The sequence below is a fragment of the Streptomyces sp. NPDC091377 genome (genome assembly GCF_044757045.1).
Taxonomy (GTDB): domain Bacteria; phylum Actinomycetota; class Actinomycetes; order Streptomycetales; family Streptomycetaceae; genus Streptomyces.
In genome coordinates, this window is sequence record NZ_JBIVUE010000003.1 from 1 (window position 1) to 23,497 (window position 23,497).

Annotated in this window: 20 protein-coding genes, 1 pseudogene and 1 riboswitch; of the genes and pseudogenes, 17 read left to right on the forward strand and 4 right to left on the reverse strand. The window is 73.5% G+C overall.

Annotation, left to right across the window (positions count from 1 at the left end):
• From ACIQNG_RS07685 to ACIQNG_RS07705, 5 genes and pseudogenes are all read left to right on the forward strand, one after another.
• Window positions 1-450: flavodoxin-dependent (E)-4-hydroxy-3-methylbut-2-enyl-diphosphate synthase (locus ACIQNG_RS07685; RefSeq protein WP_401483084.1), on the forward strand; the 450-nt coding region annotated here is incomplete at its 5' end.
• A gap of 40 nt (window positions 451-490) precedes the next feature.
• Window positions 491-2,356, forward strand: a pseudogene (dxs, locus tag ACIQNG_RS07690) (1-deoxy-D-xylulose-5-phosphate synthase); the annotation flags it as partial.
• Window positions 2,357-2,646: 290 nt separating this feature from the next.
• Window positions 2,647-4,041: an aspartate aminotransferase family protein gene (locus tag ACIQNG_RS07695; protein WP_401483086.1), complete on the forward strand. Its 1,395-nt coding sequence runs from the start codon at window positions 2,647-2,649 to the stop codon at window positions 4,039-4,041.
• Between the two features lie 88 nt (window positions 4,042-4,129).
• Complete coding sequence (locus tag ACIQNG_RS07700) at window positions 4,130-4,786, forward strand: helix-turn-helix domain-containing protein (RefSeq protein ID WP_401483089.1); 657 nt, start codon at window positions 4,130-4,132, stop codon at window positions 4,784-4,786.
• Window positions 4,783-4,917, forward strand: a complete 135-nt coding sequence (locus tag ACIQNG_RS07705; protein WP_401424580.1) for a DUF6126 family protein — start codon at window positions 4,783-4,785, stop codon at window positions 4,915-4,917. Before ACIQNG_RS07700 ends, ACIQNG_RS07705 begins: the two co-directional genes overlap by 4 nt.
• Window positions 4,918-4,999: 82 nt before the next feature.
• Here the strand turns inward: ACIQNG_RS07705 and ACIQNG_RS07710 are convergent, their stop codons facing one another.
• Window positions 5,000-5,797: a tyrosine-protein phosphatase gene (locus ACIQNG_RS07710; RefSeq protein WP_401483092.1), complete on the reverse strand. Its 798-nt coding sequence runs from the start codon at window positions 5,795-5,797 to the stop codon at window positions 5,000-5,002.
• A gap of 449 nt (window positions 5,798-6,246) precedes the next feature.
• Window positions 6,247-6,444, forward strand: a riboswitch (cyclic di-AMP (ydaO/yuaA leader).
• Window positions 6,445-6,448: 4 nt separating this feature from the next.
• Here ACIQNG_RS07710 and ACIQNG_RS07715 point away from each other — a divergent pair.
• Both ACIQNG_RS07715 and ACIQNG_RS07720 read left to right on the forward strand, forming a co-directional pair.
• Window positions 6,449-7,462, forward strand: coding sequence for a LysM peptidoglycan-binding domain-containing M23 family metallopeptidase (locus ACIQNG_RS07715; RefSeq protein ID WP_401483094.1), 1,014 nt, complete (start codon window positions 6,449-6,451; stop codon window positions 7,460-7,462).
• Between the two features lie 256 nt (window positions 7,463-7,718).
• Window positions 7,719-8,504: an SGNH/GDSL hydrolase family protein gene (locus ACIQNG_RS07720; RefSeq protein WP_401483853.1), complete on the forward strand. Its 786-nt coding sequence runs from the start codon at window positions 7,719-7,721 to the stop codon at window positions 8,502-8,504.
• A gap of 157 nt (window positions 8,505-8,661) precedes the next feature.
• On the opposite strand, the gene ACIQNG_RS07725 is transcribed toward ACIQNG_RS07720, so the two are convergent.
• Together ACIQNG_RS07725 and ACIQNG_RS07730 are read right to left on the reverse strand one after the other, a co-directional pair.
• On the reverse strand, window positions 8,662-9,225 hold the full coding sequence (locus ACIQNG_RS07725) for a TetR/AcrR family transcriptional regulator (RefSeq protein ID WP_401425146.1): 564 nt from the start codon (window positions 9,223-9,225) through the stop codon (window positions 8,662-8,664).
• A 159-nt stretch (window positions 9,226-9,384) separates the two neighbouring features.
• Window positions 9,385-10,563, reverse strand: coding sequence for a Glu/Leu/Phe/Val dehydrogenase dimerization domain-containing protein (locus tag ACIQNG_RS07730; RefSeq protein ID WP_401483096.1), 1,179 nt, complete (start codon window positions 10,561-10,563; stop codon window positions 9,385-9,387).
• Window positions 10,564-10,744: 181 nt separating this feature from the next.
• Between ACIQNG_RS07730 and ACIQNG_RS07735 the strand changes: the two genes are divergently transcribed.
• From ACIQNG_RS07735 to ACIQNG_RS07745, 3 genes are all read left to right on the forward strand, one after another.
• Window positions 10,745-11,926 (forward strand): MBL fold metallo-hydrolase, encoded by a 1,182-nt coding sequence (locus ACIQNG_RS07735; protein WP_401483098.1) that lies wholly within the window; start codon window positions 10,745-10,747, stop codon window positions 11,924-11,926.
• Between the two features lie 202 nt (window positions 11,927-12,128).
• Complete coding sequence (locus tag ACIQNG_RS07740) at window positions 12,129-13,733, forward strand: hypothetical protein (RefSeq protein ID WP_401483100.1); 1,605 nt, start codon at window positions 12,129-12,131, stop codon at window positions 13,731-13,733.
• Between the two features lie 158 nt (window positions 13,734-13,891).
• Window positions 13,892-14,068 (forward strand): hypothetical protein, encoded by a 177-nt coding sequence (locus ACIQNG_RS07745; protein WP_401424574.1) that lies wholly within the window; start codon window positions 13,892-13,894, stop codon window positions 14,066-14,068.
• Window positions 14,069-14,167: 99 nt separating this feature from the next.
• Here ACIQNG_RS07745 and ACIQNG_RS07750 read toward each other — a convergent pair whose 3' ends face one another.
• Complete coding sequence (locus ACIQNG_RS07750; RefSeq protein ID WP_401483103.1) at window positions 14,168-16,252, reverse strand: sensor histidine kinase; 2,085 nt, start codon at window positions 16,250-16,252, stop codon at window positions 14,168-14,170.
• Between the two features lie 22 nt (window positions 16,253-16,274).
• Between ACIQNG_RS07750 and ACIQNG_RS07755 the strand changes: the two genes are divergently transcribed.
• The 7 genes from ACIQNG_RS07755 (at window position 16,275) to phzG (ending at window position 23,443) form a co-directional block, all read left to right on the forward strand.
• Complete coding sequence (locus ACIQNG_RS07755; RefSeq protein ID WP_401483105.1) at window positions 16,275-17,117, forward strand: response regulator; 843 nt, start codon at window positions 16,275-16,277, stop codon at window positions 17,115-17,117.
• Window positions 17,118-17,472: 355 nt separating this feature from the next.
• Complete coding sequence (locus ACIQNG_RS07760; protein ID WP_401483107.1) at window positions 17,473-17,961, forward strand: PhzA/PhzB family protein; 489 nt, start codon at window positions 17,473-17,475, stop codon at window positions 17,959-17,961.
• Window positions 17,958-19,367, forward strand: coding sequence for a 3-deoxy-7-phosphoheptulonate synthase (locus ACIQNG_RS07765; RefSeq protein ID WP_401483109.1), 1,410 nt, complete (start codon window positions 17,958-17,960; stop codon window positions 19,365-19,367). Before ACIQNG_RS07760 ends, ACIQNG_RS07765 begins: the two co-directional genes overlap by 4 nt.
• On the forward strand, window positions 19,364-19,996 hold the full coding sequence (locus tag ACIQNG_RS07770) for an isochorismatase family protein (protein WP_401483111.1): 633 nt from the start codon (window positions 19,364-19,366) through the stop codon (window positions 19,994-19,996). The genes ACIQNG_RS07765 and ACIQNG_RS07770 overlap by 4 nt, the downstream gene beginning before the upstream one ends.
• Window positions 19,984-21,933, forward strand: a complete 1,950-nt coding sequence (locus ACIQNG_RS07775) for an anthranilate synthase family protein (protein WP_401483113.1) — start codon at window positions 19,984-19,986, stop codon at window positions 21,931-21,933. The genes ACIQNG_RS07770 and ACIQNG_RS07775 overlap by 13 nt, the downstream gene beginning before the upstream one ends.
• A gap of 6 nt (window positions 21,934-21,939) precedes the next feature.
• A complete protein-coding gene (locus ACIQNG_RS07780; RefSeq protein WP_401483115.1) occupies window positions 21,940-22,776 on the forward strand; it encodes a PhzF family phenazine biosynthesis protein in 837 nt (278 codons plus the stop codon).
• Window positions 22,769-23,443: a phenazine biosynthesis FMN-dependent oxidase PhzG gene (gene phzG, locus ACIQNG_RS07785; protein ID WP_401483117.1), complete on the forward strand. Its 675-nt coding sequence runs from the start codon at window positions 22,769-22,771 to the stop codon at window positions 23,441-23,443. The genes ACIQNG_RS07780 and phzG overlap by 8 nt, the downstream gene beginning before the upstream one ends.
• The last annotated feature ends 54 nt before the right edge of the window (window positions 23,444-23,497 follow it).

Below are 23,497 nucleotides of genomic sequence, written 5' to 3' on the forward strand. Positions count from 1 at the left end.
GCCCTCCTCTCCCAGGGCATCGGCGACACCATCCGCGTCTCCCTCTCCGCCCCGCCCGCCGAGGAGGTCAAGGTCGGCCTCCAGATCCTGGAGTCACTGGGGCTGAGACAGCGCGGCCTGGAGATCGTCTCCTGCCCTTCCTGCGGCCGGGCCCAGGTCGATGTCTACAAGCTGGCGGACGAGGTCACGGCCGGTCTGGAGGGCATGGAAGTGCCGCTGCGGGTGGCGGTCATGGGCTGTGTCGTCAACGGCCCCGGCGAGGCCCGGGAGGCCGACCTCGGCGTCGCCTCCGGCAACGGCAAGGGCCAGATCTTCGTCAAGGGCCGGGTCGTCAAGACCGTCCCCGAGTCGAAGATCGTGGAGACCCTGATCGAAGAGGCGATGAAGATCGCCGCACAGATGGAGCAGGACGGCGTCGCGTCGGGGGAGCCGGCCGTCACCGTGAGTTGAGCAGCCCGCGTTGATCAGCACGGACCGAAGGGGGCCGAGCGTGACGATTCTGGAAAGCATCCGGGGACCACGCGATCTGAAGGCGTTGTCCGGGGCAGAGTCGGCCGAACTGGCCGGGGAGATCAGGGAGTTCCTGGTGGACGCGGTCGCCAGGACCGGCGGCCATCTGGGACCCAACCTGGGCGTGGTGGAACTCACCGTCGCCCTGCACCGGGTCTTCGAGTCGCCGCTGGACCGCATCGTGTGGGACACCGGCCACCAGAGCTATGTCCACAAACTCCTGACCGGCCGCCAGGACTTCTCCAAGCTGCGCGGCAAGGGCGGCCTGTCCGGCTACCCCTCGCGCGAGGAGTCCGAGCACGACATCGTCGAGAACAGCCACGCCTCCACGGCGCTCGGCTGGGCCGACGGACTCGCCAAGGCCCGTCAGGTGCGGGGCGGGAAGGGCCATGTCGTCGCGGTCATCGGCGACGGCGCGCTCACCGGCGGCATGGCCTGGGAGGCGCTGAACAACATCGCGGCGGCCAAGGACCGCCCGCTGATCATCGTCGTCAACGACAACGAGCGCTCCTACGCGCCCACCATCGGCGGCCTCGCCGACCATCTGGCCACCCTGCGCACCACCGACTCCTACGAGAAGGTGCTGGCCTGGGGGAAACAGGTGCTGACACACACCCCGGTCGTCGGCACCCCGGTCTACGAGGCCCTGCACGGAGCGAAGAAGGGCTTCAAGGACGCGTTCGCACCGCAGGGCCTGTTCGAGGATCTGGGTCTGAAGTACGTCGGCCCGATCGACGGGCACGACATCCGCGCCGTCGAGTCCGCGCTGCGCCGCGCCAAGCGCTTCCACGGACCGGTCCTCGTGCACTGCCTCACCGAGAAGGGCCGCGGCTACGAACCGGCCCTCGCGCACGAGGAGGACCACTTCCACACCGTCGGCGCGATGGACCCGCTCACCTGCGCCCCGCTGACCCCGTCCGGCGGCCCCTCCTGGACCTCGGTGTTCGGCGAGGAACTCGTCGCCATCGGCGAGGACCGCGAGGACGTCGTCGCGATCACGGCGGCCATGCTGCACCCGGTCGGCCTCGCCGGGTTCGCCGAGCGGTTCCCGGACCGGGTCTGGGACGTCGGCATCGCCGAGCAGCACGCGGCGGTGTCCGCGGCCGGACTCGCCACCGGGGGACTGCACCCGGTCGTCGCCGTCTACGCCACCTTCCTCAACCGCGCCTTCGACCAACTGCTGATGGATGTCGCGCTGCACCGCTGCGGGGTGACGTTCGTCCTGGACCGGGCCGGGGTCACCGGCACCGACGGCGCCTCCCACAACGGCATGTGGGACCTGTCCGTCCTCCAGGTCGTGCCGGGGCTGCGGATCGCCGCGCCGCGCGACGCGGACCAGTTGCGCGCCCAGTTGCGGGAGGCGGTGGCCGTGGACGACGCGCCGACGCTGGTCCGCTTCCCGAAGGAGTCCGTCGGCCCGCCCCTGCCCGCCGTCGACCGTGTCGGCGGCCTGGACGTGCTGCACCGCGCCGAGCGGCCCGAGGTGCTGTTGGTCGCGGTCGGGGTGATGGCGCCGGTCTGCCTCGGGGCCGCGGAACTGCTGGAGGCCCGCGGTATCGGCTGCACGGTGGTCGATCCGCGCTGGGTGAAACCCGTCGACCCGGCCCTGCCCGGCCTCGCCGCCGGGCACCGGCTGGTCGCGGTGGTCGAGGACAACAGCCGCGCGGCCGGGGTCGGCTCGGCCGTCGCGCTCGCGCTGGCCGACGCCGAGGTGGACGTACCGGTACGGCGCTTCGGCATCCCCGAGCAGTTCCTCGCCCACGCCAAGCGCGCGGAGGTCCTCGCGGACATCGGTCTGACCCCGGTGGAGATCGCCGGGCGGATCGGGGCGAGCCTCGCGGTGAAGGACGTGAACGCGGCTCCGGACGGGGCCGCACCGACCGCGGGCAGCGCCCCCGCGCCGAAGCCCCGCACGACCAAGCGCCCGCCCCGCACCGCGAACGGGAGTGGTCGCACCGCGAACGGGGACGGTCGTACCGCGAACGGGAGTGGTCGCACCGCGAACGGGGACGGTCGTACCGCCGACGGTGTCGGTCGCCCCGCCGGTGACGAGGCCGACCCTCCCCCCGCGAACGACGGGGCCGGGCCGACCGTGGTGCGGGCGCCCGGGGCGCGCACCTCCGAGGAGACACCGCGATGAGCACCACGGACGGTGGGTTCGATCTCGCCCGGCTGCTGAAGGAACGCGCGGGGGAGCGGTACGACCTGCACGCCCGGTACCTGAACCACCAGTTGCCGCGCATGCTGCACACCATCGGCTTCGACAAGGTCTACGAGCGGGCCGAGGGCGCCTACTTCTGGGACGCGGACGGCGCCGACTACCTGGACATGCTCGCCGGGTTCGGGGTGATGGGGCTGGGCCGCCACCACCCCGTGGTCCGCCAGGCGCTGCACGACGTCCTGGACGCCGGGCTCGCCGACCTCACCCGCTTCGACTGCCCGCCGCTGCCCGGACTGCTGGCGGAGCGGCTGCTCGCGCACAGCCCGCACCTGGACCGGGTCTTCTTCGGCAACAGCGGCACGGAGGCGGTGGAGACCGCGCTGAAGTTCGCCCGCCGTGCCACCGGCAGGTCCAGGATCCTGTACTGCCCGCACGCCTTCCACGGTCTGACCACGGGCTCCCTGTCGGTCAACGGCGAGGACGGCTTCCGGGACGGCTTCGCCCCGCTGCTGCCCGACACCGCCGTGCCGCTCGGCGACCTCGACGCGCTGGCCCGGGAACTGAAGCAGGGCGACGTGGCCGCCCTGATCGTGGAGCCGATCCAGGGCAAGGGCGTGCACGCGACCCCGCCGGGCTATCTGCGCGCCGCCCAGGACCTGCTGCACCGGCACAAGGCGCTGCTCATCGCCGACGAGGTCCAGACCGGCCTCGGCCGCACCGGTGACTTCTACGCCTACCAGCACGAGGAGGGCGTGGAGCCCGACCTGGTGTGTGTGGCGAAGGCGCTGTCGGGCGGCTATGTGCCGGTCGGCGCCACCCTCGGCAAGGACTGGATCTTCAAGAAGGTCTACTCGTCCATCGACCGGGTCCTGGTCCACTCGGCCAGCTTCGGCGGCAACGCCCAGGCCATGGCGGCGGGCCTCGCGGTCCTGTCGGTGATGGAGAACGAGCAGATCGTGGCCAACGCCCGCGCCACCGGCGACCTGCTCAGATCCCGGCTGGCCGCGCTGGTGGACACGTACGAACTGCTCGCCGACGTACGCGGGCGCGGACTGATGATCGGCATCGAGTTCGGGAGGCCGAGGTCGCTGACGCTGCGCGGGCGCTGGACCATGCTCCAGACGGCCCGCAAGGGACTGTTCGCGCAGATGGTCGTCGTGCCGCTGCTCCAGCGCCACCGGATCCTCACCCAGGTCTCCGGCGACCGTCTGGAGGTGATCAAACTGATCCCGCCGCTGATCGTCGGGGAGAAGGAGGTCGACCGGTTCGTGGCGGCCTTCACAGAGGTCATGGACGACGCGCACCATGGAGGCGGACTCATCTGGGAATTCGGCCGGACGCTCGTCAAGCAGGCGGTGGCCAACCGGTGACGCTCCGCGCCTCCACCCGATCCACCTCATTCTTGTCTCAGAGGCAAGGGATTTGCCTCTGAGGTAAAGAGTGCGGCTCAATGGAGGCATGAGCACCGCACGCGACGTCGAGCCGGGCCCCGGCCCCGAGGCGCCGGACCCCGGGTCCGCCGCGCCGACCGAGCCGCTCCCCGCCGTCGCCCCCCGGCTCCGCGCCCTGCGCCGCAGGTCCGCGCTGACCCTGGAGGCGGCGGCCCGGGCCGCCGGGCTGTCACCCGCCCACCTCTCCCGGCTGGAGACCGGTGGGCGCCAGCCCTCGCTCCCGATGCTGCTCGCACTCGCCCGCATCTACGGTACGACCGTCTCCGAACTGCTCGGCGAGTCGGTCCCCGACCGGGACGCGGTCGTGCGCGGCGGCCGGCAGGACCCGACCGAGGCCGGTGGCTGGACCTACTGGCAGGCCGGCGCACCCGGCCGCGGTATGCAGGCACTGCGCGTGCGGGTCCCGTACGGCTCCCAGGGCGACCTCGTCCGGGTGCACCCCGGTGAGGAGTGGCTCCATGTCCTCACCGGGCGGCTGTGGCTGCGCCTCGGCGACACCGCCCACCGGCTCGGCCCCGGGGACAGCGCGCACTTCGACTCGCTGACCCCGCACCGGATCGCCGCCCGCGACCCGGAGGGCGTCGAGCTGCTGTTCGTCCACACCCTCTTGCAGAGCCCCACGGCCGCGCTGTGCCTCGGCCCGATCACGGGAGAAACGCGATGAGTGAGATCAAGGCCACCAAGCCCAAGGAGAAGCGGCACCTCGGGATCTGGATCCGGCTGTTCATCTATGTCGCCGTCGGACATGTCTTCGCCGCGTTCCTGTACCTGCTCTTCGAGGTCGGCGCGAAGTAGCCGACGGGAGCCCTGAGGCCCCGGGTGCCCTGAGGCCCTGGGTGCCCTGCGGCCCCGGGGCGTCGCCCGGTCATGGGGCCGCTCAGTCGAGGAGTCGCTCCCGCAGCCGTTCCCGCAGCTCGGGTGTGACCCGCAGGCCGCGTTCCAGATAGGCGTCGACCCCGCCCCAGGTCCCCTCGATGGTCTCGAACGCGGCCTCCAGGTACGCGGCGCGCGCGTCGAAGAGCGGGCTGAGCAGTTCCATCACCTCGGGGGAGTAGGCCGAGGCGGAGCTGCCGCTGCGGTGCACCTTGTAGCGCCGGTGGAGGGCGTTGGACTCCAGGTAGTCGCCGAGGATCGCCTCGCGCTCCACCCCGACGGCCAGCAGCGTCACCGCGATCGACAGCCCCGCGCGGTCCTTGCCGGCCGCGCAGTGCATCAGCGCCGGGACGCTGTCCTCGGCGAGCGCGCGCAGCACACGCGCGTGCTCCGCGTTGCGCTCCTTGACGATCAGGCGGTACGAGTCGATCATCCGGTTCTCCGCCTGCCCGCCGGCGAGCAGCCCGCGGAGCTGGTCCAGATCGCCGTCGCGGACCATCTTCCAGAACTCGGCGCCGTCCGCCGGGTCGCTCAGCGGCAGATTCACATTGCGCACCCCGGGCAGCTCGACGTCCTGGCCCTCCAGGAGCTGGTCCGCCGCGTTGCGGAAGTCGAAGATCGTGTGCAGCCCGAGGGAGGAGAGGAACGCGGTGTCCTCGGCGGTCGCGTGGGCGAGATGCCCGCTGCGGAACAGCACCCCGTGGCGTACCCGGCGGCCGTCCTCGGTGGGCAGTCCGCCCACGTCACGGAAGTTGCGCACTCCGGCCAGCTCGGGTTCGGTCGACGGGATCTGCTGCGTCACGGGGGCTCCTCCCAGTCGGCTCACCGGCCCGGCTGTGTCGCCGTCCGGCAGGGGGCTCCGACGATACGACATGGCCTCGCGAACCGGCCGCACGAACCGGAGGAACCCCGGCAGGGGAAGCCTGTGTGTTCCCTGTGCACCTCAATACCCCTCTTCCTCCCCTATGCATTGTCTGGGACTTCTGTCCGAATTGATGGCTTTAATAACAACTCGCTCTGGAGTAAAGGGCGGTGGAGCGGGCCCACGTGAGCAGCGTCATACCCGTGACCGTGCGTCGCACGTCATGTCCACGTAATCGAGGTGCGCCTCAAGGGCCTTTGAGGAAAACGACCCGTGCCATCTCGACGCAGGGTGACCGGTGAGCGGTGCCGTGGATCAAGAAGGTGGCCTTCGGGTGGAACCTCCTGCTTGTTCCTTCGCGTCTTGGTCGCTTACGTTCGCCACCGAATCCGGACGGAACGCCGAATCCTGCCGCCGTCCGGAACGCACATCAACCCACCCGTGACCGGCAGGAGCGGGGGACCCACAGGACTCACCGCCTGTCCCGGTCTCCGGAACAGGCTAGGGGTCAAGCCGCGTCTGCGCACGTGGCCGGGCATCTCCAGCCCGCACCCGACAGCTCACCTCGCAGGCGCCGGAGAGGAAACCCCTATGCCCGCGAAGGGTAAGCACCGCCGTACCAAGTCCCTGAGCCTCACCCGCTCCATCGCGGTCGCCGGAACCGGTGGCGCCGCACTCGCCCTCCCGCTCATGGGCGCGACCGGGGCGTACGCCGCACCGGGCCAGTCCGTCGTGGCGGCACCGCAGTCGGTCTCCCAGCAGAGCGCCTCGCCGTCCGTCTCCCCGTCCGCCGGGCAGTCCGCCTCGCAGACGTCCGAGAAGCAGTCCACCACCCGGACCTACTCCGTGAAGGTGGGCGACTACCTGGCGAAGATCGCCGACGAGCAGGACGTCAGCGGTGGCTGGCAGCGGATCTACGAGGACAACCGCGAGGCCGTGGGCGCCGACCCGTCGCTCATCCACCCCGGCCTGAAGCTCACCCTCGGCGGCAAGGCGTCCGGCGCCGCCGCGAGCGAGACGAAGCCGTCGGCCGCCCCGGAGTCCGCCGAGGCGCCCGCGTCCTCCGGCTCCACACGCTCCGAGGAGTCCACGAAGTCCACGGAGTCCACGGGGACCTCGCAGTCCTCCGAGGCCACCGACACGCAGGCGTCGGCCCCGTCGCAGTCCGCCGAGACCCCGTCCACCGACACGGCCGCCGCGGGCGACTACAGCCTCCCGGTGTCGGGCTCCGTGGGCACCGCGTACCGGATGTCCGGCAGCATGTGGTCCAGCGGCTACCACACCGGTGTGGACTTCTCCGTCCCGACCGGCACCTCCCTCAAGGCCGTCGGCGCCGGCACGGTCGTCTCCGCCGGCGCGGGCGGCGCCTACGGCAACCAGGTCGTCCTCAAGCTCGCCGACGGCCACTACGCCCAGTACGCCCACCTGTCCTCGCTCTCCGTCTCGCAGGGCCAGACCGTGACCGCAGGACAGCAGGTCGGCCTCTCGGGCGCGACCGGCAATGTGACCGGCCCGCACCTGCACTTCGAGATCCGGACCACGCCGGACTACGGCTCGGACGTCGACCCCGTCGCCTACCTGCGCTCGCTCGGCCTCTCCATCTGACCCGAGGCACCCGCCGCGCATCATCCCGAAGGCCGGACCCCCGATCCCCGGGTCCGGCCTTCGGCAGGTCCGCAGCCTCGCGGGCCACCACCGCCCGGGGGCCGTCAGGGACCCTCGTGGTTATTCCCGAAGTGACCCCTGTGGATCCGTGGCTCATCTCACCGCCCGTCAACCCCGTATTACGGTCGCGTAGGTCACATTCGAAGAGGAATCATGGCTCGATGTGGCAGACGATTCGAAGAACGACAGCAGATCAGTGATCGGGTCGTACGTGGCGCTGGGGGACAGCTTCAGTGAGGGTGTCGGTGACCCCGGCCCCGACGGGGCGTTCGTCGGCTGGGCCGACAGGTTCGCGGTGCTGCTCGCGGACCGGCGACCGGAAGACGACTTCAACTACAACAACCTCGCGGTGCGAGGCAGGCTGCTGGACCAGATCGTGGCGGAACAGGTGCCGAGGGCGCGGGAACTCGCCCCCGACCTGATCTCCTTCTGTGCCGGCGGCAATGACATCCTCCGGCCGGGCAGCGACCCGGACGACGTGGCCGAGCGCTTCGAGCGCGCGGTCGCGGTGCTGACCGAGGCGGCCGGAACCGTGCTGGTGACCACCGGCTTCGACACGCGCGGGGTGCCGCTCCTCAAGCATCTGCGCGGCAAGATCGCGACGTACAACGGACATGTCCGGGCGGTCGCCGACCGGTACGGCTGTCCGGTCCTCGACCTGTGGTCCCTCAAGTCCGTCCAGGACCGCCGGGCCTGGGACCACGACCGGCTCCATCTCTCGCCCGAGGGGCACACCAGGGTGGCGCTGCGCGCCGGGCAGGCGCTCGGTCTGGACATCCCGGCCGACCCCGAGCAGCCCTGGCCGCCGCAGCCGCCGCGCGGGACGCTCGACATCCGCCGGGACGATGTGCACTGGGCGCGGGAGTACCTGGTGCCGTGGATCGGCCGCCGGCTGCGCGGTCAGTCCTCCGGCGACCATGTGACGGCCAAGGGCGCACTCTCGCCGGAGGCCATCAAGTGGCGCATCGACTCGGTGGCCTGACCGGACGGCTGCGCTGACGGCCGAATGGCGGGGCGGCCGAATGGCGGGGCGGCCGGACGGCGGGGCCGCGGGACAACCGTACGGCCGGAAACCGTACGGCCGGAAACCGTACAACCGGGCGGCCGGGCGCTGTCGGGTCGGCGCGGCGGCCGACGGTCTAGAGGGAGGGCAGGCCCAGTTCGCGGGCCAGGGCCTCGTCCACCCAGCGCAGGGCGCGGGCACGGGACACCGTGCCCGCGCCCGCGTACGACGTCATCTGCACGGCCAGCCCGTCCAGCAGCGCGGTCAGCCGCAGGGCCGTCGCCGTGGGGTCCGCGCACCGGAACTCACCGGCGGCCACGCCCTCCGCTATGACCTCGGCGATCGCCGCCTTCCACTGGCGGTCGAGAGCGCGGGTCACGTCCTTGAGGCCCGGCTCGCGCAGCGCCGCCGCCCAGCCCTCGATCCACAGCCGCCAGCCCTTGGCCTGACCGGTGGGGGCGTACCAGCGCACCGCCGCCCGCAGTCGGCGCAGCGCGCTGGTACGGCGGCCGAGCACCTTGCGCAGATGCGCGAGATCGTCCTGGGCGGCGTAGGCGAACGCGGCGGCCACGAGCTTCTCCTTGGTGGAGAAGTGGTACAGCACCAGCGCGTTGCTCACGCCGAGCACCGAGGCCACGTCGGCGATCCGGACCGCGGCGAGCCCCCGGTCCTCGATCTGCTCGATCGCGGCCCTCAGCATCTCCTCGCGCCGCTCTTCCACGCTCAACCGAACTCTGGCCACGCGGTCACCTTATCGTCCGGGTGACTCAGGGGTGTCCGTCCATGGTCACGCCGTGACCTTTCACCCGGCGGTCACGGTGTGAGCACCGCCGACGCCGTCCGGGACCGTGCCGTGGCCTCAGCGGTACCAGCCGTACCGTTCCGCGATCACCGGCAGCCGCTCGGCGACGACCGCGTGCGCGGCGGCGCGCGGTGTCGTCCCGTCGGCCTCCGCGCGGGCGAGCGTCAGATCGATGAGGGCGCGCATCGAGCGCCGCGTGTGGGCGAACGCCTCCTCCGCGTCGGCCCCGATGTCGCCGAACAGGGTCCACCACCACCAGGCGTTGGTGCCGGAGTTGACGACCACGTCCGGCAGCACGGTGATGCCCCGCGCGGCCAGCGACTCCTCCGCCCCCGCCGTCACCGGCATGTTGGCCGCCTCCACGATCCACCGCGCGGTGACCCGGTGCTGGTTGGCCGCGTCCACCGTGTACGAGACGGCGGCGGGCACCAGCACCTCCGCCCCGGTGGACAGCCAGGCGTCCCCCGGCAGTTCACGGTCGTCGCGGCCGAGGGCCGCGCGGTCCACCGTCCCGTAGCGGTCGCGCGCCGCGAGCAGCGCCTCCACGTCCAGCCCCGCCGGATTGGCGATCGTGCCCCGCACATCGGCGACGGCGGTGACCGTGAGGCCCGCGCGGGCGAGGAAGCGGGCCGTGGCGCCGCCCATCGTGCCGAACCCCTGGACGGCCACCCGCGTCCCCCCGTACGGCACCCCCGCGCGATCCAGCGCCGCGAGCACCGACTCGGCGACCCCGCAGCCGCCGACCAGTTCGTCCAGGCCGATCCCGTCCACCTCGACGGCGAAGGCGTCCGCGAGCCGCTTGCGCGCGGCGGTCTCGTCGTCCAGCAGCGGATGCACGGCCTGCACCGACGACACCAGCCCGGCCTCCGCCACCGCCCGGTCCAGCAGATCCTGGCTCAGCCCGAGATCCTCGCCGGTGGTCCAGAAGCTCTCGATGTACGGCCGCATCGCGCACAGGTAGCGCACCAGCAGCCCGTACGCCTCCGGGGAGCGCGGATCGCAGTCGATCCCGCCCTTGGCGCCGCCGAGCGGGACGTAACGGCTGTCGGGGTCGTAGTGCAGTGCCTCCTTCATGGTCATGCCGCGCGCGAGGCCGGTGACCTCCTCCAGCGTGCAGCCCTCCCGCATCCGCAGCCCGCCGCTGGCCACCCCGCGCACCAGCCGGTCCACGACGAGGTGTCCCGCCCGGCCGGTGACATGGTCGGTCCAGGTGAGCGACAGCAGGGGGGCGGACATGGCGGGCTCCTCGGGGCGACGTGCGGTGGAACGGACGTGCGACGGCACGGCGTGCGGTGCCGCAGGCGTAGCACACTATTGACTTACCGGTCAGTATCGAAGAGGGGTCGGTGGCGGGCCGGTCGGGTTGTCACAGGGGCCGACCATAATGGAGATCTCAGCAACTCCACCTGGAGGTAATGTGGCCGGTTTCCGTTCCCCGGGCTCCGGGCTGCGCGCCGTGCGGCCCGAGGCGTTCGGCGCGGACCCGAGCGGCGAGCGCCTGGCGCGTATCCGCAGATCGCCCCACTTCAAGGACGGGGTCTTCCAGAACCCTGGCGGCGTCACCCGTATGGTGCCGTCCTCGCCGCTCGGTTTCGCGAAGCAGTATGTCGACAAGGAGGCCCGCCGCCGGCGCGCCCCCGCCGCCCCGGTCCCGGTGCATCCCACCACGCTGGCCGACATCGCCCGGCCCCCGGCGAGCGGGCTGCGGCTCACCTGGATGGGGCACTCCAGCGTCCTCGCCGAGATCGACGGGGCCCGCGTCCTCTTCGACCCCGTGTGGGGCGAGCGCTGCTCGCCCTTCCCGTTCGCCGGACCCCGGCGGCTGCACCCGGTGCCGCTGCCTCTCGCCGCGCTCGGCCAGGTCGACGCCGTCGTGATCTCCCACGACCACTACGACCATCTGGACCTGCCCACGATCAAGGCGCTGGCCGGCACGGACACCGTGTTCGCCGCCCCGCTCGGCGTCGGCGCCCACCTGGAGCACTGGGGCGTGCGCGCCGCCCGGCTGCGGGAGCTGGACTGGCAGGAGTCGACCGAGATCGCCGGGCTGAGGCTCACCGCCACCCCCGCCCGTCACTTCTGCGGCCGGGGTCTGCGCAACACCCAGCACACCCTGTGGGCCTCCTGGTCCGTCGCCGGTGAGCGGCACCGCGTCTTCCACAGCGGCGACACCGGCTACTTCGAGGGCTTCAAGGACATCGGCGCCCTGCACGGCCCCTTCGACGCGACGATGATCCAGCTCGGCGCCTACAGCGAGTTCTGGCCCGACATCCACATGACCCCCGAGGAGGCCCTGCGCGCCCACCTCGACCTCCAGGGCGGCGCCCCGCGCGGAGTGCTGCTCCCGATCCACTGGGGCACCTTCAACCTCGCCGGTCACCCCTGGGCCGAGCCCGCCGAATGGACCGCGGACGTGACGGCGGACGCCGGCCAGCAGGCCGCCTTCCCGAGGCCCGGCGAGCCCTTCGAGCCCACCGGCACCCTCCCCGCCGAGCGCTGGTGGCAGCCGGTCTCCACCCCGATCGACCACCCCTGGCGCACCACCGGCGGTACGGCCCCGGAGCCCCGCGGCGACCTGGACCTGGCCGGGGAGCGCTGACCCGAAGCGCCCGCGCCCGACGGACCCCGAACCGCGAGCCCCACGCGCCGGGATCCCTCGGCCGGGACGGGCGGGGCCGGGGGAACGGCGGCCGGGCGGCGTCCCGGGAACCTCCTGGGTGCCGAACCGGATCCGCGGCCCGTGTGACCGGGGCACCGGGCGGGCGAGCGTGGGGGCGTGAAGAAACCTCGCTCGGAGGGTCGTGATCACCGTGGACCGCATCCTGGGCCATCTCGGTGCCGACATCGCCCCGTACCGGCTGCGGGCCGCCCTGGCGGACGAAGGGGCGGACGCCGCCCCCGCCCTGTGCGGCGGCGCCGGCTGGGCGCTGGCCGCCGGGCGGGGGAGAAGCGGCGGCGGAGTCGCCGTGGCCCTCGCCGGGCGGCTGGACGTACGGCTGCCACTGCTCACCCGGATCGAAGCGGCGGGCGGCGCCGTCGCCGAGCGCGACCACGCCGCGCTGATCGGATCGGCGTACGAGGCGGACGGCACGGACGTCACCGCCCGCCTGGAGGGCGCCTACGCCCTGGCCGTGGTCGACACACGCGGCGCACCCGTCGTGGTCCTCGCCACCGACGACGCCGGCACCACCCCGCTCTACTACCACTGGGACGCCGCCCGCGAGGAACTGCGCTTCGCGACCCGCGTGACGGATCTGCTCGCGCTGCTCCGGGCCCGCCCCTCGCTCTGGGAACCCGGACTCGACGCCTATCTGACCACGGGGGCACCGCTGGACGGGCAGACCCTGATCGACGGTGTACGGTCGCTGCCGCCCCGCACCACCGCCGTCTGCGCGCGCGGACGCGGCCTCCGCCTGATCCGACGCGACACCGGACCCGGTGGGAGCCCGCCCGGGACGGCCCGCCGCGCCGGTGCGGGCGAACGTGGGCAGGGCCGCCCGCCCGCTCCGGCCGGATCCGGCACCCGGCCGCCCGACACCCCGCTCCCTGCCCCTCGGTGCGCGGACCTTCCCGAACTGCTGCCCGCGCTCGCCTGGAGTCTGGGCCAGCCCGACGCCGACCCGGCCGCCCTCACCTCGTACGCCCTGTACGCGACGGCGCACCGGGCGGGACTGCGCACCACGCTGGCGGCGGACGCCGTGGACGAGATCGGGCGCGGCCGGCGACGGGTCGACGCGGCGGCCGACGGCACGCCGGACAGCGCCGTGACGGACGGGATCGCGCGGTACGTCGACACCCTCGGCACCGCCTCCGCCAACGCCCGCTTCGGCCTCTACAGCAGCGACTACCGCGCCTACCTCACCGACCGGGGCGACACGGCGCGGCGGCTGACCGAGCGGCTCGGTGAGGAGGCGGCCGGCGGATCACGGCGGGCGACCCTCACCGGGTTCGAACTCGACGTCCTGCTCCCGGCCAGGGGACTGCGGCGCACGGCCCATCTCAGCGGCGCGCACGCGGTCCGCGCCACCCTGCCCTCGACCCCGCGCCAGACCTGGGCGGCCCCCGCGACCGAGGTGGCCGAGCGGTATCGCGCCGCCCGGCGCACCACGGCCGCGCGCACCCTGCTCACCGGGGACAACCCGCTCACCCGGTTCGTCCGCGAGGTGCTGTCCGCGGAACGGCTGAAGGCGTCGGGGATGCTGGACGCCCACGCTGTGGGCCGCCTCGTGGACGCCCAGCTCGCACGGCCGGGCACCCGGCTCGCCGGGACGGTCTGGGCCCTGTTGATGTTCGAGCTGTGGCGTGCGGAGTACGGGGTCGTGGGGCGCCGCGGCCCGTGCGCCGCGCCCCTCGCGCGCACCCCCGCCGACCTGCCCGCCCTCGGCCGCCGCGCGGTGCCCCTGTGAAACCGGGCTGCCGGTGGGTCCGCCGCCTCATGCGGGCGGGACACCGGGTGCGGAGGATGGATCAGGAAAGAGCACGGACGAACAGCAGAGTCGACACACCTGCGCATCCGACAGGTCCGGCCGTCCGGCCGTCGGCTCGCCGGCAGAGAGAGACAGTCATGAATCGCAAGGTGATCACGGCAGCGGGTACCGGCACAGTCCTCGTCGTGACGATCTACCTCGTCACGCGATGCGACGACGGTTCCTCGAAGGACTCCGGTCCGGTGGACCGCCTGCGCACCTGGCTGGAGAAGAAGTGCCCCGCCTGCCCCAAGCTGCCGGGCAAGGGCCGCTGACCGTACCCGGCCACCGACCGCCCCGGCCGCCCCGACCTGGACCCGATCGTCCCGCGCCCGTCGCCCCTTCCGAGGGGCGGCGGGCGCGACCGTACGAGGTCACCGCGCGCCCTCCGGCACCAGCAGCGCCGGTGAGCGCGGCAGGACCGCGCGGACGCGGGTTCCGCCGCCTTCGACGGGCTCCACGGCGCACCGGCCGCCGATCTCGGTGGCGCGGTCGGCCATGGAGCGGATGCCCAGGCCGCCGGTGCGGGCGGACGGGTCGAAGCCGGTGCCGTCGTCTTCGACGGTGAGCGTGAGCGCCCGGTGGTCGACGTGCACCCGCACGTGCGCGTGCCGGGCGCGGGCGTGGCGCACCACGTTGGTGAGGGCCTCGGCGGCGATCCGGTAGGCCGCCACCTCCATGGCGGCGGGCAACGGCGGCAGCGGATCGGGGTCGAGCACGGCGTCGACGCACAGGCGCTCCCCGTCGAAACCGGCGGCCAGCTGGCGCAGCGCGGCACTGAGCCCCAGCTCTCCCAGGGGCGCGGGCCCCAGGTGGTGGGTGATCCCCCGCACCTCCTCGATCACCCTGCCGAGGTCTCCCGACACGGCCCGCAGTTCGGCGCCGACCGGGTCCTCGGCGGGAAGCCGGGCCGTGGCGCTCTCCACCCGGAGCCTGAGCCCCGCGAGGGCCGGTCCGAGCCCGTCGTGGATGTCCCGCCGCAGCCGGCGCCGTTCCTCCTCCCGCCCGGAGACGATCTGCTCCCGGCTGGAGCGCAGATCCTCCTGGAGCCGCAGCGAGGCCAGCGCGGGGGCCGCCTGGTTGGCGAGCGAGGAGAGGATCCCGGTGTCCCACTGGTCCAGCTCCGGTTCGCGGTCGCGCGGGGTGACGGAGAGATGGCCGACCACGGCCCCCTGGTGCAGCAGGGTGAAACGCTGCCCCGGTTCCTCGGGCCGACCCGCCTGGGCGAGGATCCGCGGCCCCGCCCGGGTGGTCACCGCCAGTGCGGCCCCGGGCAGCCGCAGCGTCTCCACCACCGTGGTGCACAGCGTCGCCGGGATGTCCTGCGGGCTGACCGCGTGGCTGATCCGCTCGGCCAGGGTCTGGAGCACCTGATAGGGGTGGGCCCGGTCGCCGTAGTACAGCCGGTCCACCAGACCGCCCGCCCACGCGCTGGTGCGCCGCAGCCCGGTGCCGAGGAGGAAGGCGAGGGTCACCAGGACCACCGCGTCGGCGGTCCGGCCCGGGGTCAGCCCGCCCGCCAGCACCGCGGCCGCCGCGACGTAGCCGACGGTGAGCAGCGCGGTCACGATCAGCCGGGCGAGGATCCGGCGGGCGGAGCGGCTGATGCGCCAGGAACCCGTCCGGAAGACGACGTACGCCACGGACACCGGCCACAGCGCCGAGGCCACGGTGAACAGGATGTACGACGGCCAGTAGGCGTCATCGCCGGCGTAGTAGTAGACCCGCTGTGCCACCGCCCACAGCAGGTACGTCGACAGCAGCAGGAACAGATGGCGGCGCAGCCGGGGTTCGCCGCGCAGGATACGGCGGAGCAGCACACCGCAGGCCAGCACGATGAGCAGCACGTCGGAGAGGTCCCAGGCGGTGGCGAGGCGATCGCGCAGCACGGCGGCGGCCCCGCCCCACCAGCCCGTGGCGAGCGGGTTGGGGGCACCGAACTGCACGGGGGCCGCCGCCGCGTACGCGAAGGTCTGCGGCGCCACCCATACGGCGACCGCCGCCAGGTACCACCACCAGCCGCGGGACAGCCGCCCCTTCGGGAACCACAGCGGCAGCGAGTACCAGAGTGTGACCTTGACCAGATTGGCCAGCGCCTCGAAGGCGAGGACCGCGCCGCTCGCCGTGCTGCCGCCGCTGCCCAGCCACAGCGGCGCGGCGAGCGTGGACGGCAGGACGACGGTCGCCGAGTAGACGATCAGCACCCAGCCGAAGGGGGCGCCGGGCCAGTGCGCGTGCACCAGGACCCCGGCCACCGCCGCCGGCAGCCCGTACAGCAGGACACTGAGGTCACGGACGCTTCCGGACACTCCGGGAGCGTCCGTGTGGGCCAGCAGATAGCTGATCCACAGACCGCTGAGGGTCAGGATCGCCGCGAAGCACAGCGCGGCGGCGGCCACCTGGTCCATGCCCTCGGACCGGCGTGACCCGAGCAGCGTGCGAACACTCCATGCAGTCATGAGATTACCTATAGTAATCAATATGAGGGAAGACGACTCCCGGCCGCCCGGCGCGGACCCGGTGACAGTCCTGCTGGTCGACGACCATCCGATGTTCCTCGGCGGGCTGCGCGGGGCCCTGCTCGCGGCCGAGGGCTTCGAGGTCGTGGGGGAGGCGTCCCGCGCCGAGGACGCCATCGAGTCGAGCGCCAGGACCGCACCCCAGGTGGTGGTGCTCGATCTCGGTCTGCCCGACGCCTCCGGCATCGAGGTGACCCGGCGGCTGCTGAGCGACCGTCCAGAGGTCCGCGTTCTGGTGCTGAGCATGTCGGACGACGACGACAACGTCCTCGCCGCGATGCGCGCCGGAGCCAGCGGCTATCTCGTCAAGGGCGCCGACCGCGAGGAGATCCTCGCCGCGATCCGGACCGTCGCGACCGGCGGGGCCGTCTTCGGCCCCCGGATCGCCGCCCGCCTGCCGTCCTTCTTCGGCGCCCTGGCCGCCGCGCCCGGCCGCCAGGTCTTCCCCGACCTCACCCCGCGCGAACTGGAGATCCTCGATCTGATCGCCGCCGGTCTGGACTACCGCCAGATCGCCCGCCGGCTCACCATCTCCGACAAGACGGTCCGCAACCACGTCACGAACATCTTCACCAAGCTCCAGGTGAACGACCGCGCCCAGGCGATCGTCCGGGCCCGCAACGCCGGCCTCGGCGCGGGCGGACCGGGACAGCCGCCGCAACCGGGACAGCCGCCGCAACCGGGGCAGTCGCCGCAACCGGGACAGCCGGGACAGCCGGGACAGCCGGGACAGCCGGGACAGCCGGGGCAGCCGGGGCAGCCGCCCCGCGCGGACGGGACGACCCCGCCCACCGGGACTCACTGACCCCACCCTCCCCGACTCCGGCGCGGGCTTCGGCACGCGTACGGGCACTGGTGCCGGCGCTGGTAGGGGTACGGGCACTGGTGCCGGCCTGGGCGTCAAGGCGGCCTCCTCGTCCCCCCGGTCCGCGTCGGATGCCCTTCTGGCCCCCGGCGGCCGGGGAAAGTTCCAGTCTCGAAGGCCCGGTACACCGGACGGATGAGGCGCCTGCCCCATCCCTGTCCCGGATCCCGCCCGGGTGACGCACACCCGGCCGCCGCCGGGCGCGGGTGAGGGCGCCGGGCTCAGGAACCCGGGGCGCCGGGACCTGGAGAGTGGGCACCCGAACCGCTTCCCACGCACCCCAGGAGGGCCCGACATGTCCGGTACCGCACCCCGGCGGGGAACAGGCCGCGCGACCGCACTGCGCCGCCGCAACCGCCGAACCGTCGAGACGTACATGAACACCCGGGGGCAGGACCGGCTGCGCCGGCACGAACTGTTCACCGAGGACGGCCGCGGCGGTCTGTGGACCACCGACACCGGCGCCCCCATCGAGATCACCGGCCGCGACCGGCTGGCCGCCCACGCCGTCTGGTCACTGCGCTGCTTCCCCGACTGGGAGTGGTACGACATCCGGATCTTCGAGACCCAGGACCCGAACCACTTCTGGGTGGAGTGCGAGGGCCGCGGACAGATCCGCTTCCCCGGCTATCCCCCCGGCCACTACCAGAACCACTTCCTCCATTCCTTCGAACTGGAGGACGGCCGCATCACCCGCAACCGCGAGTTCATGAACCCCTACGCCCAATTGCGCGCCCTCGGCATCCCGGTGCCCCGGATCCGACGCGAAGGGATACCGACGTGAACCGCCCCGACCCGGTCCTTGACGCCCTCGCGCACGATGTCGCCCACAGGCCCGCCGACCAGCAGCCGGACTGGCCCGACCCGGACCTCGTACGACGGGTCCGCGCGGCCCTGGCGACCCGCCCCGCCCTGGTCCGGCCGACCGAACTACGCGCCCTCGAAGGGCTCCTGGCCCGCGCCGCGGCCGGGGAGATCCTGGTCGTCCAGAGCGGCGACTGCGCCGAGGACCCCGCCGACCGCACCCCCGCGGACGTGGGCCGCAAGGCCGCCGTCCTCGACCTCCTCGCCGGTGCCCTGCGCACCCTCACCGGCACCCCCGTGGAACGGGTGGGCCGGATCGCGGGCCAGTACGCCAAACCCCGCTCCCAGCCCTACGAGCAGACCGCCGGGGGGCGACTGCCCGTGTACCGGGGCCATCTCGTCAACGCGCCCGACCCCGACCCGGACGCCCGTCGCCCCGACCCGCTGCGTCTCCTGCTCGGCTACCTCGCGGCCGGTGACGTCATGGAGCACCTCGGCCGGCCCGGCCGCGACCTCAGGAGATCCGGCCCGACCCGGCCGGAACCCGGCTCCGCCCTGTGGACCAGCCACGAAGCCCTGGTGCTCGACTACGAGATCCCCTTGCTGCGCCGGGACGAGGACGGCCGCCCCTATCTCGGCTCCACCCACTGGCCCTGGCTCGGGGTGCGCACCGCCCGGCTCGACGGCGCCCATGTCGCCCTGCTCGCGGTGGTGTCCAACCCCGTCTCCTGCAAGGTCGGCCCGGCCATGACCCCGGCCGCGCTGGTCGCCCTGTGCGCCCGGCTCGACCCGAGGCGCCGGCCCGGCCGACTCACCCTGGTCGCCCGGATGGGCGCCGACCGGGTCGCCGACCGGCTGCCCCCGCTCGTCGCCGCGGTGCGCGCCGCGGGTCATCCGGTGGTCTGGCTGTGCGACCCGATGCACGGCAACACGGTCACCGCCCCCGACGGCAGGAAGGTGCGGGCCGTCGCGACCCTGTGCCGCGAAGTCGTCCTCTTCCAACGGGCGGTGACCGCCGGGGGCGGGATCGCGGGCGGCCTCCACCTGGAGACCACACCGGACGACGTGACGGAGTGCACCGCGCAGGACCCGGGCCCAGGGGACACCCACCGGGCGAGCGGCCCGTACACCAGCCTCTGCGACCCCCGGCTGAATCCGGATCAGGCGCTGACGGTGGTGTCGGCCTGGCGGGACACCGCGGCCCCGGCGGACCACCCACCACGGACCTCGACGGGCGACGCCCCGCAGAGGGACCCGCGCCGGGGTCCGGGCGCGGACCCGGACCCGGACCCGCTTCGAGCCCGGCTCGGGGACCCGCCTCCGCCCCCGGCCACCCGGCAGAACGGCCGTCCGGCCGCCCACCACGAACAGGGGACCCTCTCATGACCCCCTTGCCCCGCATCGCGCCTTACCCCGTCCCCCGCCCCGCCGACCTGCCCCCCAACACCGCCCGCTGGACACTCGACCCGCGTCGCGCCGTGCTGCTCGTGCACGACATGCAGCGGTACTTCCTGGCGCCGTTCCCACCGGCCCGACGTACGGAGCTGGTGGCGCGGGTGACGGCCCTGCGCGAGCGGGCCGCAGCCGCCGGACTCCCCGTGGCGTACACCGCGCAGCCCGGCGGCATGACCCCCGGACAGCGCGGGCTGCTGGCCGACTTCTGGGGCTCGGGCATGCGCGCCGCCCCCGAGGAGCGGGCGGTGGAGCCCGCGCTCGCACCGGCCGACGGCGACTGGATGCTCACCAAGTGGCGCTACAGCGCGTTCTTCCGCTCCGGCCTCCTCGACCGGATCCGGCACAGCGGGCGCGACCAGCTCGTCCTGTGCGGCGTCTACGCCCATCTGGGTGTGCTGGCGACCGCCGTCGACGCGTTCTCCCACGACATCCGCCCCTTCCTGGTCGCCGACGCCGTCGCCGACTTCTCCCGCGCCCACCACGACGGCGCCCTGCGGTTCGCCGCCGGGCGCTGCGCCATGGTCGTCACCACCGAGGAGGTCCTGGCATGGCTGCCCTGAACGACCCGCTCGACCAGGTGCTCACCACCGCCCGGCCGCGGCCCTTCGCGCTGCTGCACCGCCCCGCAGCCACCGGCCCCGACACCCTCGACGTCCTCGTCGGCCGGATCTCCCTGCCGCGGACCCTGGCGGAACTCCCACCGCACCCCGCGGACGGACCCGCGCCGCACGAGGTCCTGGCCGTCGTCCCGTACCGCCAGCTCACCGAGCGCGGCTTCGCCTGTGTGGACGACGGGGCACCGCTGATCGCGCTGCGGATCACCGGACGGCGTACGGTCCCCGTCGGGGAGGCGCTGGCCCGGCTGCCCCGGGTGCCGACGCCCCTGACCGGCGGTGACTTCGACAGCGACGACGCCGATTACGCCCGTACCGTCCGCCGGGTCGTGGACGAGGCGATCGGCGCCGGGGAGGGCTCGAACTTCGTCCTGCGCCGCACCTTCACCGCCCGCATCGGCGACTACGGCCCGCACAGCGCGCTCGCCGTCTTCCGCCGGTTGCTGGAGCGCGAGTCCGGGGCGTACTGGACGTTCCTGATCCACACCGGCACACGGACCTTCGTAGGGGCCTCGCCGGAACGGCATCTCACCCTGGCCGGGGGCACGGCGGTGATGAACCCGATCAGCGGCACGTACCGCTACCCCGCCGCCGGAGCGACGCTCCCCGGCGTCCTGGACTTCCTCGGCGACCGCAAGGAGACCGACGAGCTGAACATGGTCGTGGACGAGGAACTGAAGATGATGGCCCGGATCTGCCCGGCCGGCGGACGGGTCGTCGGCCCCTTCCTCAAGGAGATGGCCCGGCTCGCCCACACCGAGTACCTCATCGAGGGGCGCACCGGCCGAGACCCGCGCGACCTCCTGCGCGAGACCATGTTCGCGGCCACCGTCACCGGCTCCCCGCTCCAGAACGCCGCCCGCGTCATCGCCCGCCACGAGCGCGGGGGCCGCGGCTACTACGGGGGTGTCGCCGCCCTCCTCGGCCGTGACGCGGCCGGCGCCCCCGCCCTGGACTCCGCCATCCTCATCCGCACCGCCGAGATCGACCCGGCCGGCCGGCTGTCCCTCGGTGTCGGCGCGAGCCTGGTCCGCCACTCCGACCCCGCCGCCGAGGTGGCCGAGACCCGCGCCAAAGCCGCCGGCCTGCTCACCGCCCTGGAGTCCGGCCACACCACCCGCTCGCTCGCCGACCACCCGGACGTACGCACCGCCCTGGCACGACGCAACCGGAACCTCGCCCGCTACTGGCTGGGCGAGGACGGTCGAAGGGACGGGGGAGGGGGCGACGGCGGCCGGCAGGCGCGGTCGGCGTCCGGCGCCGCCCCACCACCCCGCGCACCCGGTCTCCACGGACGTACCGTCCTCGTCCTCGACGCCGAGGACACCTTCACCGCGATGACCACCCGGCAACTGCGCTCCCTCGGCCTGGACGTGACCGTCCGCCGCTGGGACGAGCCACACCGGCTCCACGCCCACGATCTGGTGCTGCTCGGCCCGGGGCCCGGTGATCCCGGCGAGCGGGGACAGCCCAGGATCGACCGGCTCCACACGGCCGTGGACACCCTGCTCGCCCGGCGCCGCCCGTTTCTCGCCGTCTGCCTGAGCCACCAGGTGCTCGCCCTGCGCCTCGGCTTCCCCCTGGCCCGGCGGGCCGTGCCCCACCAGGGGGAGCAGAGGGAGATCGACCACTTCGGCCGCCGTGAACGCGTCGGCTTCTACAACACCTTCGCCGCACACAGCCACACCGACCGGGCCGAGATCGACGGGGTCGGCGCGGTGGACATCTGCCGGGACCCGGCGACCGGGGAGGTGCACGCCCTGCGTGGCCCGCGTTTCGTCTCGATGCAGTTCCACGCCGAGTCCGTGCTCACCCAGAACGGCCCCGCCCTCGTCGCCCACGCCCTGCGGCACATCCTCGGCACACCACGGGAAGGGGCGTGAGGAGCCATGCACAGCTATGTCGTCGTCGACGCCTTCACCAGCAGGCCGCTGCACGGCAACCCCGTGGCGGTGTTCTTCGGCTGCGCCGATCTGACGGCCGGACGGATGCGGCGCATCGCCCGGGAGATGAACCTCTCGGAGACCGTCTTCGTCCTCCCGGCCGTCCGGGGCGGCGACCACCGCGTCCGGATCTTCACCCCGGTCGGCGAACTGCCCTTCGCGGGCCACCCGTTGCTCGGCGCGGCCGTCGCGCTGGCCGCCTCCGCCGCCGGTGACCGGCTGCGCCTGGAGACGGCGATGGGGGTCATCCCCTTCGTCCTCGAACGGAAGGGCGGCCGGGTGACGGGGGCGCGGATGCGTCAACCGGTACCCACCTGGCGCCCTTTCGAGCGCACCGAGGAACTCCTGGACGCGCTCGGGGTGGCGGACTCCACGCTCCCCGTCGAGATCTACCGCAACGGCCCCCGCCATGTCCTCGTCGGTCTTCCCGGCGTGGCCGCGCTGTCGGCGACCGTCCCCGACCAGCGCCGTCTGGCGGCGTTCGCGTCCATGGCCACCGTCTGTTACGCGGGTTCCGGCACCCGCTGGCGCAGCCGGATGTTCTCCCCGGCGTACGGGGTGGCCGAGGACGCGGCGACCGGCTCCGCCGCCGGGCCCCTCGCCATCCATCTCGCCCGCCACGGACGGGCCCCGCACGGCCGCCGTATCGAGATCCGCCAGGGCCTCGAACTCGGACGCCCTTCCTTGATGCTTGCCCGCACGGAGGGCTCGGGGGAGCGGGTGCGGTCGGTCGAGGTCGGCGGCGACGCGGTGGTCGTGGCCCACGGGAGGCTCCATGTCTGAGCACACGGACGACGCCCGGCGGCCGGAGCGGACGGGTGCCGCCGCCTCCGACACCCTCACCGGCACCCACACCCTGCCCTTCCCCGAGTACGTCACCCCGCCCGCCGACCCCCTGACCCTGCTGCGGCACTGGCTGACGCAGGCCGTGGACCTCGGCGTCCGCGAACCCCGGGCCCTCGCCCTCGCCACCGCGGACGCCCAGGGCCGCCCCGCCACCCGGATCGTCGTACTGTCCGACCTCACCCGCACCGGCCTGCTCTTCGCCACCCACGCCGACAGCCGCAAGGGCCGCCACCTGCGCGCCAACCCCTGGGCGTCGGGGCTGCTCTACTGGCGTGAGACCAGCCGCCAGATCAGCGCCGACGGGCCGGTACGGCGGCTGCCGGACAGCACGGCCGACGACCTGTGGGCCGCCCGGCCGGTCGGCACCCACGCCATGACGGTGGCCTCCCGGCAGAGCCGGCCCCTCGCCGACGTGGCCGACCTGCGCGCCCGCGCGGCAGATCTCGCCGCCGCCGGACCCCAACCCCGCCCCGCCGCCTACGCGGCCTTCGAACTCGTCCCGGAACAATTGGAGTTCTGGGCGAACGGCACCGACCGCCTCCACGAACGGCTGCGCTACGACCGTACCGGCGACGGCTGGAGCGCCACCCGCCTCCAGCCCTGACCCGACCCGACCCGACAGGAACGCGGCCTCCCCCTCTCTCATCCTGCCGAAAGG

Coding starts and splice junctions, on each gene's coding strand:
- ACIQNG_RS07695 (WP_401483086.1), top strand. CDS start 2,647: ATGAGCACCACGGACGGTGGGTTCGATCTCGCCCGGCTGCTGAAGGAA.
- ACIQNG_RS07775 (WP_401483113.1), top strand. CDS start 19,984: ATGGCTGCCCTGAACGACCCGCTCGACCAGGTGCTCACCACCGCCCGG.
- ACIQNG_RS07755 (WP_401483105.1), top strand. CDS start 16,275: ATGAGGGAAGACGACTCCCGGCCGCCCGGCGCGGACCCGGTGACAGTC.
- ACIQNG_RS07780 (WP_401483115.1), top strand. CDS start 21,940: ATGCACAGCTATGTCGTCGTCGACGCCTTCACCAGCAGGCCGCTGCAC.
- ACIQNG_RS07725 (WP_401425146.1), bottom strand. CDS start 9,225: ATGCTGAGGGCCGCGATCGAGCAGATCGAGGACCGGGGGCTCGCCGCG.
- ACIQNG_RS07760 (WP_401483107.1), top strand. CDS start 17,473: ATGTCCGGTACCGCACCCCGGCGGGGAACAGGCCGCGCGACCGCACTG.
- phzG (WP_401483117.1), top strand. CDS start 22,769: ATGTCTGAGCACACGGACGACGCCCGGCGGCCGGAGCGGACGGGTGCC.
- ACIQNG_RS07750 (WP_401483103.1), bottom strand. CDS start 16,252: ATGACTGCATGGAGTGTTCGCACGCTGCTCGGGTCACGCCGGTCCGAG.
- ACIQNG_RS07770 (WP_401483111.1), top strand. CDS start 19,364: ATGACCCCCTTGCCCCGCATCGCGCCTTACCCCGTCCCCCGCCCCGCC.
- ACIQNG_RS07705 (WP_401424580.1), top strand. CDS start 4,783: ATGAGTGAGATCAAGGCCACCAAGCCCAAGGAGAAGCGGCACCTCGGG.
- ACIQNG_RS07745 (WP_401424574.1), top strand. CDS start 13,892: ATGAATCGCAAGGTGATCACGGCAGCGGGTACCGGCACAGTCCTCGTC.
- ACIQNG_RS07730 (WP_401483096.1), bottom strand. CDS start 10,563: ATGTCCGCCCCCCTGCTGTCGCTCACCTGGACCGACCATGTCACCGGC.
- ACIQNG_RS07700 (WP_401483089.1), top strand. CDS start 4,130: ATGAGCACCGCACGCGACGTCGAGCCGGGCCCCGGCCCCGAGGCGCCG.
- ACIQNG_RS07715 (WP_401483094.1), top strand. CDS start 6,449: ATGCCCGCGAAGGGTAAGCACCGCCGTACCAAGTCCCTGAGCCTCACC.